We start from the raw sequence: 17,459 nt of genomic DNA, 5'->3' as shown, positions 1-17,459 counted from the left end.
CACGTAAGCTCGCCTTATTCTCCGGTATACTTTCTCTAAGTGTATTCACTGCCGAGATCCGACCGGCTGAATCCTTGAATAAGATTATCGCAACCGTTGGAAATCAATCCATCAGCGAATTAGATTTCGACGACGCTCAGGAAAAATACCAAAAACTCTCTAAGCACCTCAAAAGTGAGGACATGAGAAAATCTCTCCGCTCGAGGATCATAGACTTTCTGATAGACAGAGCCGTAGTGGATTCCATTGCGGAAGACGAATCCATTCAGGTGAACGAAAAAAGATTAGAGAGTGAGATCGAAAAAAGAATGGAGTATATGGGGATCACCTCTCGTAAACAATTCGAAAAGGCAGTCGAGTCCAGTTCCGGAATGTCTTACGAGTTATGGTATACAGAACTTCCGTATCAGATCAAAAAAACGCAGCTCATGCAATACAAGGTCCCCAACCATCCTCCTTCAGATAAGGATATCCGCGCATGGTATGCTCAGAACAGAGAAAAAGTAGGGTTTGAAGTGCAGTATAGACAGATCGCAATCTCCCCCAATAATGATACGATCGCGGAAGAATCCAGAATACATAAAGAAGCAAGTGAGATCAAAAAAAGTATCCAATCCGATCCGGCTTCCTTCAGCCTGATTGCCGGTTCCCCCAGAAATACGGATGCTGTTTTACGAGCCAGAAAGGGACTTATCGATTGGATCTCTTCCTTTGAATTATATAAAACGAATCGTTCCGTTGCTGTGGCATTATCCACGATACCGGTGGGTTCGGTCTCTGAAGTTTTCAGGGACGAAAGAAAACGTTATTGTATCGTCAAGGTAGAAGGCAAAAGACCTACTCCTTTGGACAACGTACGCCAGGGAATTATCAATCTTCTCAGTCGCGAAAAAGAAGACGAAAATTTTATAAAATGGGTAAGAGAATCCAGGTCAACCGTGCCGATACAGATCTTTGACGAAGCGTATAAGAAAGAGAATAAGATCCCGGACCAGCAAGAGACCTTTACCCTGGATTAAGTTCGGAAATTCGAAGCGAAACGGATCTCGAACAGAATATGAAATTTCCTCCCCAAGCAGTCGTATTTTATCGTCCGACCGATCTTAATTCCACAAAAGGAAACTTAGATGCGCAGACTTCTCTTTCCTATTTAGAACTTACTCTCAAAAAATTGTCTTCCGTTTTAAAAGGTATTCCCGTTTATTCCAATGGAACATTCGGAACAGCCGAAGAAACAAAAAGGATCAGCAAAAAATTAGAATATTCTGATTTTATAATTATAGAATCCGGATCGGAAGCGGAATTTTTCTCTAAGATCTGCGATATGCTCCCAGCCTCCAGGACGGGGGACCCGGAATGGGACGAGACATGTTTTCTTGTTTTCGACGGATTTGCGCCTCTGTTGGATCCCGCTCTTACCGAAGAATTGATCCTTCGCCACGAAAAATACTTAGCTCAATATTCTTATTCCGAAAATCTTCCCCCTGGCATTGTGCCGAGGATCCTTTCCAGAGAATTTGTAAGAAGTCTTCCCGCTGAATATTCGGGCGGGACGCAAGACTTTTTGGCCAAAAATATCAACCAATTCGATACCGAGATCTTTTATACCTCTCCCGATCTTCGACAATGGAGATTGGACTTCTCCGCAAATAACCCTAGATCTTTCAGGCTCTTATCGTCCCTTTTAAAGGAGAAGGAAAACTGGAAGTATGATGAACTCCAACCCTTCCTGATCTCCCATCCTGAAATATTCCGGTCCGCCCCAAGTTATTACGAAGTGGAATTGTATAGAGGCTGTGAGTACGAATGTAATTTTTGTCCTAGACAAAATCTAAAACCGGAAGATGATCATATAGTTTTAAATCCTCAGGTCTTGGATAAACTTTTATCCCAGGCAGAAAATCTAGGACTCCCGTATAGTGTATGTTTTGGCGGATTGGGAGAACCCACACTTCATCCAAATTTTGCGGAATTGGTCCAAAAAACTTTAGCTTCTCCGAATCTAAAAGAACTGTTCATCGAGTCCGCATTATATTCGGACCTTTCCGGTTTTATTAATTTACTTTCCTCTCTAAATGAAAAAGAAAAGAAGAAGATCAACTTGATCGTAAATCTCACCACCAGGGATAAAAAGGTATATTCAGGGCTTTATGGGAAAGAGAACCTGGATATGGTTTTACAAAATTTAGACGCGGTTTCTCAGGTCCTACCCAAGTCCTCCATTTATCTCCAATTCCTAAAAATCCAAGAAGTAGACTCCGAATTGGATTCCTGGTATGAGCAAGCTCAAAAGGAAGGTTTCGAAATCATTTTACAAAAATATAATTCTTATTCGGACATTCTCCCTCAACGTAGAGCCTCCGACCTGACACCTTTGGGCAGGGATTTCTGCTGGCATATCTCCAGAGACCTGTATTTAAATGCGGACGGAGACGTTTCCATCTGCAAACAAACTCCCGGTTCTAAAAAACATTCCATCGGAAATCTAAACAAGGATTCCCTGGAACAAATCTGGGCGAAGGGAAATCCGTTCTTCACTTCTTCCGCAAAAGGAGAACACGAATCAATTCCTGCCCCTTGTATTTCCTGCGATGAGTGGTATACATTCAACGCTTAAACCGAAGATCCGTTCTTTATTCGCTTTTATACAGGCGAGGACCGGATCCACCAGATTCCCCAAAAAAGTAATCCGTCCGATCCCTCCAGGTTCGGATAAAACGATTTTGGACCATATCCATTCTAGGGTCTTAAAAATTTTACCGAATTCAAGGATCGTTTACCTCATTCCGGAAGGAGATTCGGAACTCGAAAGCTTTTTGGTAAAGAATGGAATGTTACACTTCTCCGGACCATTGGAAGATGTTCGACAAAGGTATATTCTTGCTTCCGCAAAATTCGAAGCGGATGCGATCCTAAGGCTAACAGGCGACAATCCATTTTACGATACGACTCATCTGGATCTACTTATCCAAACGTTTATCGAATCGGATTCGGATCTGGCTTATTTCAAGGGACTTCCTCTTGGAACAGGAGGAGAAGTATTCAGAACTTCCGCCCTTTTAAATCTTTCGGCCTCAGAACAAGAAGAAAGACATAAAGAACATGTAAGTATTCATATAAAAGAAAATCCGAATCTATATAAGATCACCGCTATTCCTAGTCTATTGACAAAAGAAGAAGGCTCCAGGTTGTCAAATTTCAGACTGACCGTGGACACCCCTGAAGATTTTGAAACGATATCCGATCTACTTACTCAAAGATCGTTCGAATCAATATGCAATTTTAATACAAAAGAATTTTTAGAATGGGAGAATGAATCACCTTCTCTCTTCCGAAAAAATTTGGATGTTCCTCAGGTAAGATTTAACCTGCCTTCTCCGAACGAAAAGATCAAAGGAAAGATAGGGGTCTTAGTTGCACCTGCAAAAGAATTCGGGTCCGGGCATTTTTCCCGGACTTCTCTTTTGTATTCTTTTTTACCTTATAGAGGCTGGGAACCGGAATGGCTCTCCACATTTCCCAAAGACGGAGAATATGATATTCTTCTAATAGACTATAGGGATGTAAAAATCCAAGTCCCTTACCAAAGAACAAAAGTTCTACTTTTAGATCATTTCGGAGAAGAGAAGAAAAAATACGATTTTTGGGACCTTCTTCCGCATCCCCAAAACGATCGGATTTTTAACTGGGAACAAATCTTAATTCCACCCAACTTGATCTCCTCTGCAACGATCGAAGAAAAAAATCCCCTTAAAGAATACGAAATCTTTTGTTACGCAGGAAACCTAGGAAAAGAAGAATCCGAAAATCTGGATCGATTCCTGATCCAAAATTCTTCCCAAAAAAGAATTCGGATCGGAGGAACTCCTCCCAAAACAAATGAGATAGAATATTTCCCAAGACTTTCAAGAGTCCTGTATTTACAAACATTGAGATCTTCTGAAAAGTTTTTAGGATATTTCGGCCAAAGTCTTTTCGAGGCCCTGTTCTTAAAAATACCTTCCGCGACCTTCTCCATATCTCCAATTCATACAGAACTTTCTTACGTTTTAGAGAAATGTAATATACCATTCACTGATTTGAGCCGTAAAACGGATTTTTCCCTTGGAACAAAAACAGTCGGAGAGAATGGATATACGCTTCTGTTAGACAAGATAGATTCTTATTTCCACTAAAAACCCGGAAAATCATAAATTATTTCTTGATCTGTCCGGAAAACGGTCCAATTTCTTTGCACTTTCGAAAGACCTGGAATGATTGTAAGTATGTTCCCTTTTTTCTCCGCACCTAAATTCAAAGTAGATTCTAAGCTGGAAATGTTGGATATCAAGACCACCTTAGATTCGGAACTAGCTCAATATTATCTGGAGAATTATTTAAACGGAAAAAAGTCGAATTCTTCATTTGATAACAAGATCGATCAGATACATTCCGAATATTCCAAACAGGTCCCGGATAGAAATATCTTACTAGAGATTTCCAAACAGACTTCTTTGGATTTTGCTGCCATCTATTTTACTTATAAAATATTAAAACAAAAAGGTAATACAAAACTCCAAAAAGATTTTCTAAAATACCTGAACGATGCCAGAAATAACAAACTCTCTTTCATAAAGAATGAATACGATATACTTTTAGTTCCTGGATTCGATTATGCGGACAACGGTCATCTTACCGGAGCAGATTTTGCCAAACCAAGAGTCCTTCTAAAAAACGCAGGATTTAATGTAAGATTGGTTGAAATAGATCCGATCGGAAGTGTAGAAGAAAATGCAATATTCTTGTCGGAGACGATCCGACAATCCAAAAACAAAAAATTACTGATCGGAGGGGCAAGTTCAGCCGGACCTGCGATCCATTTAGCCTTAGGGAATTACCTCAAACCGAATGAGACAAAACATGTAAAAGCGTGGTTAAACCTAGGAGGTATCTTACAAGGTTCTCCTTTATTAGATATATTCTCAAAAGGATTCAAAGGTAGTTTATTCGATTTTGTGGTCTGGATCAAAAAATGGAGAATGGGGAGCTTCGACAGTATGAGGTCCGAGATCAGCCATGCTAGATTCAGAAAAAATAATATTCCAAAACATATTCTTATAATGAATTATATAGGAATGTCTTTATCCGGAAATATTTCCAGGTTCGCTTCGGATAAGTATCGTATGATGAAAGATCTAGGACCGAATGACGGACTGGCTCTTCTCCCCGATCTATTGGCTCCGAATAGTTTAACCATCCTTGCAGAAAAGAGTGATCATTTCTTTGCCGAAGACCCTGAGATAGATATAAAGACAGTAGCTTTATTAAAGACGATCGTTTCCGAATTAAACAAGAAATAGAAAACGCCTCCAATCATCCCAAAGCCCTCCGCGTCTTTGTGTCTATGTGTGAAATTAAAGAATTATAATATTATCATGCAGAGACACAAAGAAAAGAAAATATTGAATTTAGTAACCGCGAGGGATCGAGCCGGGGTCATAAAAATCGTGAATACGATTTTTTGACCGAAGGCGAGAGCCCGACCCGAGCTCGCGAGGGACGCGGCCAAGAGTAACTAACGTGCCCAGGTTAGGGCAATGTATGATTCGGAAGCTGCGCGGAATTTAGATTCCGCTGGATCTCCATTCCCGGCAAGCCTATAGACCGACCGCCGGTTTTTCCGCCAGAAAGTCAGGAAACATTTTTCATTTTATTTGTTTCCTTTGTTGATTTTTTTGGCCTTTGTTTAGAAATATGTTTGACCGACGCATAGTCGGATGTATTGTCAAAACCGACTAACGGTCTATACCGACCGTCGGTTTAGCAGGAGGAACCACAATGATCCCAGCAAAAATCTCCACAAAAGAAAGAATTCTCAACGAATCCAGACGGCTATTCTTTGAAAAAGGGTACGAAACCACATCCATCCAGGATATTCTATCCGCTTTAGATATAGCTAAAGGAACCTTTTACCACCACTTCCAATCTAAAGAAGAACTTTTAGAAGAGATCGCAGTGCAATTCGCAAAAGAAGGCCACGCCGCGATGCAAGCAGAGATTGGAGATTTGGGATCTGAAGGCACCGGTTTGGAAAAACTCCGCCAAGCGCTCATAGTTGCAAGAAACTGGAAAAAAGGAAAATCAGAAGAGATCCGTTTTCTTCTAGAATCTCTTTTCTCCGCCAGCAATCTTCAATTAAGGGATAAGATAAGACGCAAATCCGTAGACTTAAGTTTTCCGTTATTCGCTTCTTTGATCGTAGAAGGCCAACAGGACGGTTCTCTCAAAAGCCAATTGAGAGCAGACCACCTGACGTCCATCGTTTTCGACCTAAGCGATGCTTTGGGAGAAAAAGTAGCCTTCTACCTTTTAGGAAAAAGTAAAGATTCGGAAGAGGATATCTACGATCTGATGCTTTCTTATCACAAGACGATAGAAGATCTGCTCGGCTGTCCGGAAGGCGGATTGGATTATTTTAGCAGAGAAGATTGGAGCGAACTCGCTCGACTTTTCAAAGGTGGTGCCGTTTCTACCCCAAGCTTGGAACCGTTACCATTAGTTGCGAACGCAGGTTAAGTGAAATAGGGTCCTGCCCCTAGGACAAAATATGTTACTTTATGCTTTAGTTCCCACACTCCCCAGATTGGATTCTAATTCAAATCCGGACGTGGAGGACTATTTAGAAAAAACTCCTTCCATGAGGAGTGAAAAATTAAAGGATTTGGTGGATTCGATCCGCGAAGAATTTTCGGATCTAAGAGAAAGTCTGAAATATGGTATGCCTACTTTCGAGAGGAATGGGCGATGGGTCGCATTCTCGAACCATAAAAACCATCTTTCTGTCTATTTCTGCGAAGAATCTTTTGTCAGGGCATTTCGTGCCAAGTTTCCCAAGTCGGAAAACGGTAAGAATTGTGTATTGATCAAGGATAAGGAGAAGTTCCCTTCTTCTTATTTGAAAACCTTGCTAAAAAAGACCTTACAATAAGGAAAGACCGACGATCTAGTATAGAGTCTATCTCAAAAATACTGTTAAATAGCATGGAATGTATTCTTAGCCTGAGAGCGAAGCCAGGATGGCAAAGCGACCCGAAGTTCTGCACAGGATATGCAGGCGAAAGGGAAGGTAGAGAATACATTCCAGAAATTGTTTTGTACAGATCTTGAGCTAGACGCTCGTCAGATGTAAGGCCCTGGAATCCATCTTGGCGTTTTATTGAGTATTCCTGCTTTATTACAGGACCAGTACGACTTGACCTCATCCTTCTACGGAAAATTCTATCCGAACGAAGGCTATGAAGAAACAAATCAGCGATCGTTACGAACCTACCAGTGTAGAACCGAAATGGATCTCTCTCTGGGAGAAGGAAAAAAGTTTTGAGCCGAACCTCAAAGCAGACCAATCTTTTACCATCGTTCTTCCTCCCCCTAATGTGACCGGAAGCCTTCATATCGGTCACGCACTCAATCATACGATCCAAGATATTCTGATCCGAATTGAGCGTAAAAAAGGAAAATCCGCTCTTTGGGTACCAGGCACCGACCACGCCGGGATCGCTACCCAAGTAGTTGTAGAGAGAGAACTCGCAAAAGAAGGCAAAAAAAGAACCGACTTCACCAGAGAAGAATTCGAAAAAAAAGTTTGGGATTGGAAGGAACACTCAGGTGGAATGATCCAAAACCAGCAAAGGCTTTTGGGAGAATCGGTAGATTGGTCCCGCGCCAGATTTACCATGGACGAAGGATTGTCCAAAGCCGTTTTCAAGGTTTTCAAGACATTATATGACGAAGGTTTAATATACAGGGGAGAAAGGATCATCAACTGGTGTCCTAAAACTCTGACCGCTATTTCCGATCTGGAAGTGGAATATAGAGAAGTAAAGGGCAAACTTTACCATTTACGTTATCCTATCGTCGGTCAACCGGGCAAATACCTGATCGTTGCCACTACAAGACCGGAAACAATGTTCGGAGACGTCGCAGTTGCGGCTCATCCTGACGATGAAAGATATAAATCCTTAAAAGGTGCGGAGTTGGAACTCCCACTTACGGATAGAAAGATCCCGCTCTTATTCGATTCTTTCGTAGATAAAGAATTCGGATCAGGATTGGTTAAGATCACTCCCGCTCACGATCCGAACGACTTTGAAGCAGGACAAAGATTAGGGCTTAAACCATTACTAGTGATGAATCCGAATGCGACCCTGAACGAGAACGCAGGAAAATACGCAGGATTAGAAAGATTTGTCGCTCGTAAAAAAGTCATCGATGATTTGCAAGCTTTGGGTCTCGTAGAAAAGATAGAAGAACATACTCATTCGATCGGTCATAACTCCAGAGGCGGGGAAATTATAGAACCTTACTTATCCACTCAATGGTTCTGCAAAATGAAACCTCTTGCCGAACTCGCTATCCAAGCGGTTCAATCCGGAGAAACCGAATTTGTTCCGAAACTCTGGGAAAAAACTTTCTTCGAATGGATGAACAATATTAGAGATTGGTGCATTTCTCGCCAATTATGGTGGGGACATCGTATCCCAGCTTACCATTGCAAAAATTGCAAACATATAGAAGTTTCCGAAACAAAAGTAAACAACTGTCCTAAATGTAATTCCACGGAAGTGGAACAAGACACGGATGTTTTAGACACTTGGTTCTCTTCTCAGCTTTGGCCATTCTCTACTTTAGGTTGGCCTGAAAATACGGAAGATCTCAAAAAATTCTATCCCACTTCGGTCCTCGTAACCGGATTCGATATCATATTCTTCTGGGTTGCCAGAATGATCATGATGGGTAAAAAATTTACCGGCAAGACCCCTTTTGCGAAAGTGATCATTCACGGATTAGTAAGAGATAAAGAAGGTAAGAAGTTTTCCAAATCCATAGGGAACGTTATCGATCCTTTGGATATGATGAATAAATACGGAACGGATTCTTTCCGCTTCTTCTTGGCCGCTACTTTACCGGAAGCTAAAGACGTCCTATTCGACGAAAGCAGGTTGGACGGTTATCGTTCATTCTGTAATAAGATCTGGAACTCCAGTCGTTTTATCCTAATGAATTTGGAGGCGGACTGGAAACTAGAAGATCTAGAATCCAAGTACGGCTCCAAATTGGAACCGATGGATAAATGGATCCTTCACAAATTTAACGAAACTCTTGCGAATTACGAAAAAGCATATTCCAAATTCCTGTTTTTCGAAATGGCTTCTCAGATCTATGATTTCGTTTGGGGAGATTTCTGCGATTGGTACATCGAGTTGGTAAAGCCCAGAATTTACGGAAAGCTGGGCGAAGAATCCAAAGAGATCGCAAAACAAGTACTTGCAAGTATTTTAATTAAGGCGTTAGGACTTCTCCATCCTTTTATGCCTTTCTTAACAGAGGAAATATACGAAGTTTTCAGCGAAGGAGATTTTTTGATCCAAACTCCTTTCCCGACTTCTTATAATGTTTCCAAAGAAGACGAAGGTGTTCTGAAAACGATTATTTTACAAGATGTAGTAACTCAGATCCGTGTCCAAAGAGCGGAGAATGGGGTTCCATTAGATAAAAAATGTAAGGTGATCTTGAAATCTTCGCAGTCATTGGTCGCATCTGCAGTAAAAGACTTTGAGTTTTCTATCCTACAACTTGCTCGGTTGGAAAGTATAGAAGTTAACGCAAACTATGCAGGAGAAAAGACGGACTCCGTAGGGGCTTTCCGCTTCGGAGAAGTTATTCTTCCTTTGGCAGGAATGATAGACTTCGAAAAAGAAAGAGCACGTATCGATAAAGAATTGCAAAAGTTGATCCAAGAAGAGGAAAAACTCGCTTCCAAATTAGGGAATGAGAACTTCATTGCAAAAGCGAATCCGGATGTGATCGAAAAAGAAAAAGAAAAACTAAAAAACGTCCGTGATAAAAAAGAAGTTCTCCAAAAAGGTTTGGAAAAACTAGGTTAAACTTTCGAACTTTAATTCGCGGTAAAATATTATGTCTAAGATCCTTTTAATCGGCTCTGGAGGTCGTGAAAGCGCCATCGCTTATAAGCTTCGCCAGTCCCCTAAACTCAGTCAATTGTATGTTTTCCCGGGAAACGGAGGATTTCCTGATTCCGAGGTTTTAGCTCCGAATTCTTTCGACCTGAAGAACAAAACTTCGGTCCAAAGCTTCATTCAAAAAAATGAATATGATTTAGTGGTAGTGGGACCTGAAGATCCGTTAGTGGACGGGATCGGAGACTGGTTGGCGGAGATAGGCGTTCCTGTTTTCGGTCCTTCCGCTTATTGCGCACAAATTGAAGGCTCCAAAGAATTTGCAAAATCCTTAATGATAGAAGCCGGAGTGCCGACTGCAAAGTACGCCTCTTTCGAAAATTATGAATCCGCTCTTTCTTATGTAGAAAAAGAAGGAGCGCCTATCGTAATCAAGGCGGACGGCCTTGCCGCAGGCAAAGGTGTGACTGTTTGTAGCGAACTTTCACAAGCAATACAAGCGTTAAAAGAGATCTTTTTAGATAATAAATTCGGAAGAAGCGGATCCAAAGTTGTTATAGAAGAGTTCATGGAAGGACAAGAAGCTTCTATTTTTGCGATCAGCGACGGCAATACTTACTTCACTCTTCCTGCGGCCCAAGATCACAAAAGAGCGTATGACGGAGATCTTGGACCGAACACGGGCGGAATGGGTGCCTATTGCCCTGCCCCTATAGTCACCAAAGAAACATTAGAAAAAGTAAATACACTAATCTTCCAGCCCGTATTTGAGATCTTTCGCAAGAAAGGGAATCCGTATAAAGGACTTTTATACGCCGGATTAATGATCGACACCAATGGTAATCCTAGGGTAGTAGAGTTCAATTGTAGATTCGGTGACCCGGAGACACAATGTGTATTACCCATGTTGGAAGGCGACTTGTTGGAAATATTCCAAGCATCTGCCAAAGGGGCACTCGGAGAAGTAAAAATCGGTTTGAGACCCGGAGCGTCCACCGTAGTCGTTTTAGCCGCGGAAGGTTACCCCGATTCTTATGAAAAGAATATTCCTTTAAATTTGCCGGAAACGAATAGTAAAGATCTAGTCGTTTTTCATGCGGGCACTTCAAAAAAGGATGGAAACTTAATATCGACAGGTGGAAGAATTCTAGGAATCTCTTCCTACGGTAAGGATTTAAAAGAATCGGTGGATAAGGTTTATTCTTATCTCAACGGTTTCAAAATTTCCAAAACCTTTTTCCGTAAGGACATCGCGAGTAAAGCTCTTTAATTATGCCCTTTCTAGTTTCCGGAAATATCGATTTAGTCGAAAGGTCCAACCTTCGCAAATTAGAAAAACATTTAGGGATCATATTATCCCCTCACCAATATCCGTTAGAGCAGTACAATCTAATTCGAGCTTCCCTAAAACAAAAATTGGATTCGGATACATTGATCCGTTCTATGACCCGCCGAGAACTATTATCTTTTATTTATATACTCACTCAATTCGGGGATGTGGTCCAAAAGGAAACTCCCGACGAATATCTGGACGTAGAGAATGTCCCGATAGTGATAGAATGGCAGACCGGTCATTATATGATCCCGTACGAGGTTTTGGATTTTCTGGCACAATCCAGAGTATTCCGAAATCAAAACTATCTTTTCGCTTTAATACCTGCGCTTCCCAGCAAAGAAAAGAAAGCATGGTTAGAATGGATCGGCGCAGGCTACGGCAGGACCTTTCCTAGAGAGATCAATCACGAACTATATTTTCAATGCAGACATCTACAGAAACCTTTCCAAGGCAAAAGTTTAGTCCAAGAGGAATCCATCCGATTGGACCAACTCTGGGCTCCGGGTAAAAACGAGACCGTGGATTGGTTCTATAAGGGGATCATGCCCTTTTATTCCTCCATGAAGGAACTCCAACGTTCCGAAAGAGATCCATTCCTCCTCCATGTTTTAGACCTGATCCGTTCCGGAAAACTTGTCCTAAAACGACTTCCGGAAGAATTTGGCAGAAAGGAAGAATACCAATTAGTCTCCACTGTGGAAGGAAACACTCCCCAACTTAGAGACACGGTATTTAGCTGGGAAGAAGCCAGAGAAGAAAAAGAAGATTTCCTCTTCCGATAAGTGTTCTCTCCTTTAGAGGACGATCTTGGGCCGCATCCGGTGTTGCAAATTAGATTAATATTGTATATTTTATTGGACCGAAATGGAAGTTAAGAACGCCAAGGAACTGAAGCGCCTCTCTAAAGAACTTCAAGAGAATTTTTTAAATCGCTGGAAACTCCTGAACCTGGACAAAGACCAGGACCAACTTAAATCTTTTAACGATCGTATCGCGGAGCCTAGTTTTTGGGACAATCCTGATCAGGCAAAATCGATCAGTCAAAGAAAAACGGAATTAGAAAGAAAATTAGATCCTTGGGTCAATATCCGCAGAGATATATTAGATTTTCCTGATTTAGTAGAACTCACATTCGATGAAAAGGGAGAGGAAGGGGTAGACGAACTCAGTTCCGAATACCAAAGGTTAAAGACTGAATTCGAAAGGTTGGAACTTCTAGGTGCGCTAAACGAACCGGAAGATATGAAACCTGCATTCTTAAATATCCATCCCGGCGCCGGCGGAACGGAAAGCCAGGACTGGGCAGAGATGCTTTTCAGAATGTATCTGAAATACTTCGATAAAAAAGGATACCAATACAGCGTTGTGGACTTCCAAGAAGGAGACGGCGCTGGGATCAAGAACGCCACCATACACGTGATAGGCGATTTTGCTTACGGATTTATGAAATGTGAGAATGGAGTGCATCGTTTGGTGAGGATCTCTCCTTTTGATGCGAACAAACGTAGACATACTTCCTTCGTATCGGTTCACGTGAGTCCCGAATTGGACGATGATATAGATATCAAGATAGAAGACAAAGATATCCGAGTGGATGTGTATCGATCTTCCGGAGCAGGCGGGCAGCACGTTAACACTACAGATTCCGCGGTCCGTATCACACATATTCCAAGCGGTATAGTGGTCGCCTGCCAGAACGAAAGGTCCCAGATCAAAAACAGGGACACTGCTTTTAAAATGTTAAAAGCAAGACTTTACGAACTGGAACAAGAAAGGTTAAAAGACGATCTGGAAAAAAAGTCGGGAGAAAAAAAGGACATTGCTTGGGGAAGCCAGATCCGTTCTTATGTATTCCATCCTTATAATATGGTGAAAGACCATCGTACGGATCACGAAACCGGGAACGTACAAGCGGTTATGGACGGGGATATAGAACCGTTTATCATGGCTTATTTAAAAACTCTCTAATGTTTTTCTTGCACTCCTTCTAAGAAGATGGTAACGATCGCATCGAATGCCATCGTATTCGAATAAGGACTTTGGAATAAGTACGTCGGATTTAATATTCCATCGACGGCAGCTAACAGAATATCGATCGTCAGTTCCGGTGTGACATCTTTTCGGATCTGACCCGCTTTTTGTCCTTCCCGGAGAAGGTCTGATAAACTCAAAATCCTTTGTTTCCTAAACTCTCTCATAGTAACGAATAGGTCCGGACGCACCATCTCGATGTCCTTGGCAAATGTTTTGGACATTTTAGATCCAAGATCCGAAATGAAAAATAAGATCTCTTTTAGACGATCGATCGGGTCCTTAGTTTTGTCCTGTAAGACCTTATCAAACTTTGATTGGACCTTAGATCTCATCAGTTCAAAAACGGAATCGATGAGTTTGTCCTTGGTATCATAATATTTATATAATGTTCTTTTACTGATACCGATATGTTTTGCGATCTGGTCCGTATTCGTCTTTGCAAAACCGGAGGATAAAAAAAGAAGAAAGGTCCTTTCTAGAATTCTTTCTATCATTTCTCCCCCTTTCCGTTGGAGATCAGACCGTCCACAAGTTTGATCCGCCTTTTTGCAGATTTAGCAAAATCAACATCATGAGTGACCATAATCACCGTGGTTCCCTCCGTTTTGTTAATATCCTTAAAGATATCCATAACGATTTTCGCGTTCGCGGAATCCAAGGCCCCGGTAGGTTCGTCTGCAAAAAGATATCGAGGCTTCATTACCAAAGCTCTGGCAATTGAAACCCTTTGCATCTGCCCGCCGGAAAGTTTGGAAGGGATATGATCCAACTTGTCTCCCAGATCGAATCGTTTTAAAAGTCGGATCGCATCTTCTTTTTTTTCATTAAGTTTACCCGCCTTTAAAGCAGGCATCAAGACATTCTCCAAAGCGGTAAACTCGGGAAGAAGATAATGAAATTGGAATACGAATCCCATGTGAAGATTTCGAAAAGAATGCAGATCCGTTTGGGACAAGGAACTGATCTTCCTTCCATCTATACTGATAATACCTTGAGAAGGGTCGTCCAAACTGCTAATCAAATACAAAAGTGTACTTTTGCCAGAGCCGGATTTTCCTGTTAAAGAAACAAACTCACCTTCTTGGATCCCAAGGCTGATCCCTTTAATCACATCAATAGGAGGTTTTCCAAAACTCTTTTTAACGTTTTCTAATATGATCCCCATTATTCGCCCCGAATGATCTCTATAGGAGACAGTTTACTCGCGGATCTTGCCGGAAAGATACTCGCGATCAAAGTTGCAATGAAGGCGAGCAAGAAAGCTTGGAAATAAATAGAAGGCGCAAAGGATACCATCATCATACCGGATTTGGTTTGCATGAGAGGATTGGAAAAAGACACATGCTCCAACCTTCTGCAGATCAGATTTCCTAAAACCATTCCTAAAACTCCACCGGCCACTCCCAGGATCAAACCCTGGATCAGGAATATTTTTAAGACATCCCCGGCCTCGTACCCAATAGATCTAAGGATTGCTATCTCTTTTCTTTTTTGACCGATCACTATGTTCAGAATATTATAAATTCCGAATCCCGCCACAAGAAGAATGGTCCCAACCAAAGCATAGCGAATCGCATCCTGCATTTTAAAAAGGGAAATAAATGTGGCGTTTACATCTTCCCAGCTCTGCACTTTTACGTCTCCGGACTCTGCCCATGCTCTAGCCTTAGGAGTCGCCTTGGAAACTTCCTTAAGACGAACCGTTATATCGCTAATACGGTTGGGAGTTTGGTTTAAACTTTGGACATCTCCCAAATTTGCGAATGCGGTACTATCATCGACCGCCTTATTTCCCATTTGGAAAGAAGCGGCAATTTTAAAAGGGATTGGTTCCGATTTTCCAGTGCTGATATAAACAGTATCCGAGATTCTGGCTCCGAGTAACAATCTCAATCCTTCACCTATCACTAATTTGTTACCACTTTCTTTAATCTCCAAAAAATCACCTTGGATAATATTCTCTTTGATCCTAGCGACTTTAGCCTGGGCTTCGGGTTTTACACCGATGATCCTTCCTGCTTCTGCAATCTTACCTCTTCTATATATTACTTTTATCTGAAGTTGAGGAGAACTCGCTTCCACATCCGAGTCGGAGGCGACTTTTTTCTGCCATCCAGCTTGGTTCTCGATCTGTTCCGTGTCCCTTCTCCCGGAAGGTGGAACGGACCAAAAAGGTATTTCCTTAGGATGGAAAAGTACCTGATCCAGATCCTTCTCTCCGATAATTTTTACCTGGGAAGAGATCCTAATATGAGCGTCGTTATTCACAAGTTGATCTATCAGATATTCTCTTAGGCCTAACATGATCCCAGAGATAACTATATAAGCGGTCGCTCCTAAGATTATCCCAAGTAAGGTAAGTATGGTTTGTTTTTTCCGAGCAGACATCTGCCTAAGAGCGATAAACAACATTCATTTATCCTCCTGGACAAGCACCTTATCTCCTAAACTTACATCTCCGGAAACAAGTTCAGCGTATTCCCCGTTCATGAGGCCCGTTACGACCTCTTCAACACGAACTTTACCGTTTTCTAATATTTTAATTTTACCGGATTTGATCCCTTTGATCGGAAGCAATATTACGTTTTGCTTACTCGAAGTTTCTATCGCAATATCCGCAGTCATACCGGGAAGGATCTCAGGCGGGATCCCGCTCGGAATGATATGCACTTGGAACTGTCCATCTGCAGGATAGACCGATTTTACTTCTCCCTCGAATTGTTTATCACCTAATGCTTCGAAACGGATACGGACGCGTTGACCTTTTTTGACCTTCACGGCCCCCTTCTCTTCCAAAGAGACGGCCAGATATCTTTTTTTTAGATCCATCACTGTGACGACCGGCGTTTGAGGGACCACGGTTTCCTTCGTCTCGTAAGCAACATTAGTCACCACTCCGGCAAAAGGTGATCTCATCGTCCCAAAACTGTCGAACTCGACAAGAGGAGTTCCTTCTTGGACCTGATCTCCTTCTTCCACAAAAATTTTTCGAATGGCAGAAGGTATCGCGATCCTAAGATGATACACCTCCGAAGAGCTGACGGTTGCAAGACCATATACGGATTCTATAATGGAGCCTTGGATGATCTCCGAAGTGTCCTTGTAGGAATTCCTAGTGCGCCAAATAAGAAGAATGAAAAGTAAGATTATAAGAAGAAAGCCCAAAACTAAAAGTTTAGGTCTTTCCTTGAACGGAAGGATCCAACGATCAAATGGAAGAGAAATTTTCATAACTTTGTCCTATTACCAGTAGGACGAAGTTTTTTCAAAAAAGTAAACTATTTTATTGCATTATAGTTTACACATTAATATGCCATTATGGCATATATCCAATATTATAAAATCTGACAAGATATAGAACCCATGATTAGACCGCAGTGTAGGAATTTCTACAATCGCATGACCAATCGACAATTCTACTTCGATTTATATTTACAGCTCGGATTAGATTAACAAATATATCGAATCTCGAAATCAGAGGATCTGTATGAACAAAACTGTTATCAAAGTTTTATATTGGGCGACCACAGGCCTGATAGCTCTTGGAAATCTTTTCGGCGCTTACGCATATACGAGCCAAAGTCCACAAGTTTTAGAAGGACTAGCTCTTCTCGGATATCCCGCATACGTAGCTTTAATTTTAGGGCCTGCGAAGGGTTTGAGTGCACTCGCTCTTCTTTATCCTAAATTTCCAAGACTAAAAGAATGGGCTTATGCAGGAATCACCTTCAATGTATTAGGCGCAGGTCTCTCTCATCTTTTCACAAAAGATCCGAACTTTGCGACTCCTTTCATTTTCTTGGCCTTGGTTGCCGTTTCTTATATCACTTGGAGAAAATTAGAAGCTGAGAAGGCTTAAGGGTTGCAGTATCACCGCTGCGATTAATAAAATAAAAATGTAAAGTCACGTGTAGGAATTCCTACATGCCTGAAAGATCGCCCCCACCCTGAATTTGGGTTTGGGGGGAGAGGCTCGTGGGAGAACCTGCACTCGTATATCAGAAATTTCCAATTCCGGCAATCGAATTTTACGGCTCTTGTTGGAACTCCTACAACGGAATTTTACTTGTATATCGACAATCTTCTCTCTGCGACTCAGGATGACCTCCGATATCATCCTGGATAGCAGCTCC

At 41.7% G+C, this 17,459-nt stretch carries 15 protein-coding genes; 11 read left to right on the top strand and 4 right to left on the bottom strand.

Features of this window, described 5'->3' with window-relative positions; all coding sequences use genetic code 11:
• Positions 1-26 precede the first annotated feature (26 nt).
• From AB3N61_RS02690 to prfB, 10 genes are all read left to right on the top strand, one after another.
• On the top strand, positions 27-1,019 hold the full coding sequence (locus tag AB3N61_RS02690) for a putative peptidyl-prolyl cis-trans isomerase (RefSeq protein ID WP_367899046.1): 993 nt from the start codon (positions 27-29) through the stop codon (positions 1,017-1,019).
• 38 nt (positions 1,020-1,057) lie between these two features.
• Positions 1,058-2,617, top strand: a complete 1,560-nt coding sequence (locus AB3N61_RS02685; protein WP_367898418.1) for a spiro-SPASM protein — start codon at positions 1,058-1,060, stop codon at positions 2,615-2,617.
• A complete protein-coding gene (locus AB3N61_RS02680; protein WP_367898417.1) occupies positions 2,592-4,175 on the top strand; it encodes a cytidylyltransferase domain-containing protein in 1,584 nt (527 codons plus the stop codon). Before AB3N61_RS02685 ends, AB3N61_RS02680 begins: the two co-directional genes overlap by 26 nt.
• A gap of 90 nt (positions 4,176-4,265) precedes the next feature.
• Positions 4,266-5,339, top strand: a complete 1,074-nt coding sequence (locus AB3N61_RS02675; RefSeq protein ID WP_367898416.1) for a hypothetical protein — start codon at positions 4,266-4,268, stop codon at positions 5,337-5,339.
• 478 nt (positions 5,340-5,817) lie between these two features.
• Positions 5,818-6,555, top strand: coding sequence for a TetR/AcrR family transcriptional regulator (locus AB3N61_RS02670; protein ID WP_367898415.1), 738 nt, complete (start codon positions 5,818-5,820; stop codon positions 6,553-6,555).
• Positions 6,556-6,586: 31 nt separating this feature from the next.
• Entirely contained in the window at positions 6,587-6,967 is a 381-nt protein-coding gene (locus AB3N61_RS02665) for an iron chaperone (RefSeq protein ID WP_020768674.1), read from the top strand.
• A 307-nt stretch (positions 6,968-7,274) separates the two neighbouring features.
• On the top strand, positions 7,275-9,923 hold the full coding sequence (locus AB3N61_RS02660) for a valine--tRNA ligase (RefSeq protein ID WP_367898414.1): 2,649 nt from the start codon (positions 7,275-7,277) through the stop codon (positions 9,921-9,923).
• Between the two features lie 31 nt (positions 9,924-9,954).
• Positions 9,955-11,226, top strand: a complete 1,272-nt coding sequence (purD, locus tag AB3N61_RS02655) for a phosphoribosylamine--glycine ligase (RefSeq protein ID WP_020768638.1) — start codon at positions 9,955-9,957, stop codon at positions 11,224-11,226.
• Positions 11,227-11,228: 2 nt separating this feature from the next.
• Positions 11,229-12,074, top strand: a complete 846-nt coding sequence (locus AB3N61_RS02650) for a hypothetical protein (RefSeq protein ID WP_020768587.1) — start codon at positions 11,229-11,231, stop codon at positions 12,072-12,074.
• Positions 12,075-12,156: 82 nt separating this feature from the next.
• Positions 12,157-13,260 carry a peptide chain release factor 2 gene (prfB, locus tag AB3N61_RS02645; RefSeq protein ID WP_020768639.1) on the top strand — a complete coding sequence of 368 codons (1,104 nt, stop codon included), beginning with the start codon at positions 12,157-12,159 and terminating at the stop codon, positions 13,258-13,260.
• Here the strand turns inward: prfB and AB3N61_RS02640 are convergent.
• Genes AB3N61_RS02640 through AB3N61_RS02625 form a run of 4 tightly spaced genes read right to left on the bottom strand, consistent with a single transcriptional unit; the run spans position 13,257 to position 16,557 of the window.
• Entirely contained in the window at positions 13,257-13,820 is a 564-nt protein-coding gene (locus AB3N61_RS02640) for a TetR/AcrR family transcriptional regulator (protein ID WP_367898413.1), read from the bottom strand. The two genes, prfB and AB3N61_RS02640, sit on opposite strands and share 4 nt — an antisense overlap.
• Positions 13,817-14,491, bottom strand: a complete 675-nt coding sequence (locus tag AB3N61_RS02635; RefSeq protein WP_367898412.1) for an ABC transporter ATP-binding protein — start codon at positions 14,489-14,491, stop codon at positions 13,817-13,819. The genes AB3N61_RS02640 and AB3N61_RS02635 overlap by 4 nt, the downstream gene beginning before the upstream one ends.
• Positions 14,491-15,738: an ABC transporter permease gene (locus AB3N61_RS02630; protein WP_367898411.1), complete on the bottom strand. Its 1,248-nt coding sequence runs from the start codon at positions 15,736-15,738 to the stop codon at positions 14,491-14,493. The genes AB3N61_RS02635 and AB3N61_RS02630 overlap by 1 nt, the downstream gene beginning before the upstream one ends.
• The gene (locus tag AB3N61_RS02625; protein ID WP_020768530.1) at positions 15,739-16,557 is read right to left on the bottom strand and encodes an efflux RND transporter periplasmic adaptor subunit; all 819 of its coding nucleotides are present in this window, start codon (positions 16,555-16,557) and stop codon (positions 15,739-15,741) included.
• A 256-nt stretch (positions 16,558-16,813) separates the two neighbouring features.
• Between AB3N61_RS02625 and AB3N61_RS02620 the strand changes: the two genes are divergently transcribed.
• Entirely contained in the window at positions 16,814-17,185 is a 372-nt protein-coding gene (locus AB3N61_RS02620) for a DoxX family protein (RefSeq protein ID WP_020768630.1), read from the top strand.
• Positions 17,186-17,459 lie beyond the last annotated feature (274 nt).

It is taken from the genome of Leptospira sp. WS58.C1 (assembly GCF_040833995.1).
GTDB classification, from domain to species: domain Bacteria; phylum Spirochaetota; class Leptospiria; order Leptospirales; family Leptospiraceae; genus Leptospira_B; species Leptospira_B cinconiae.
Note: the sequence above shows the minus strand (reverse complement) of the source record. Positions and strands in the feature narration are given on the sequence as shown.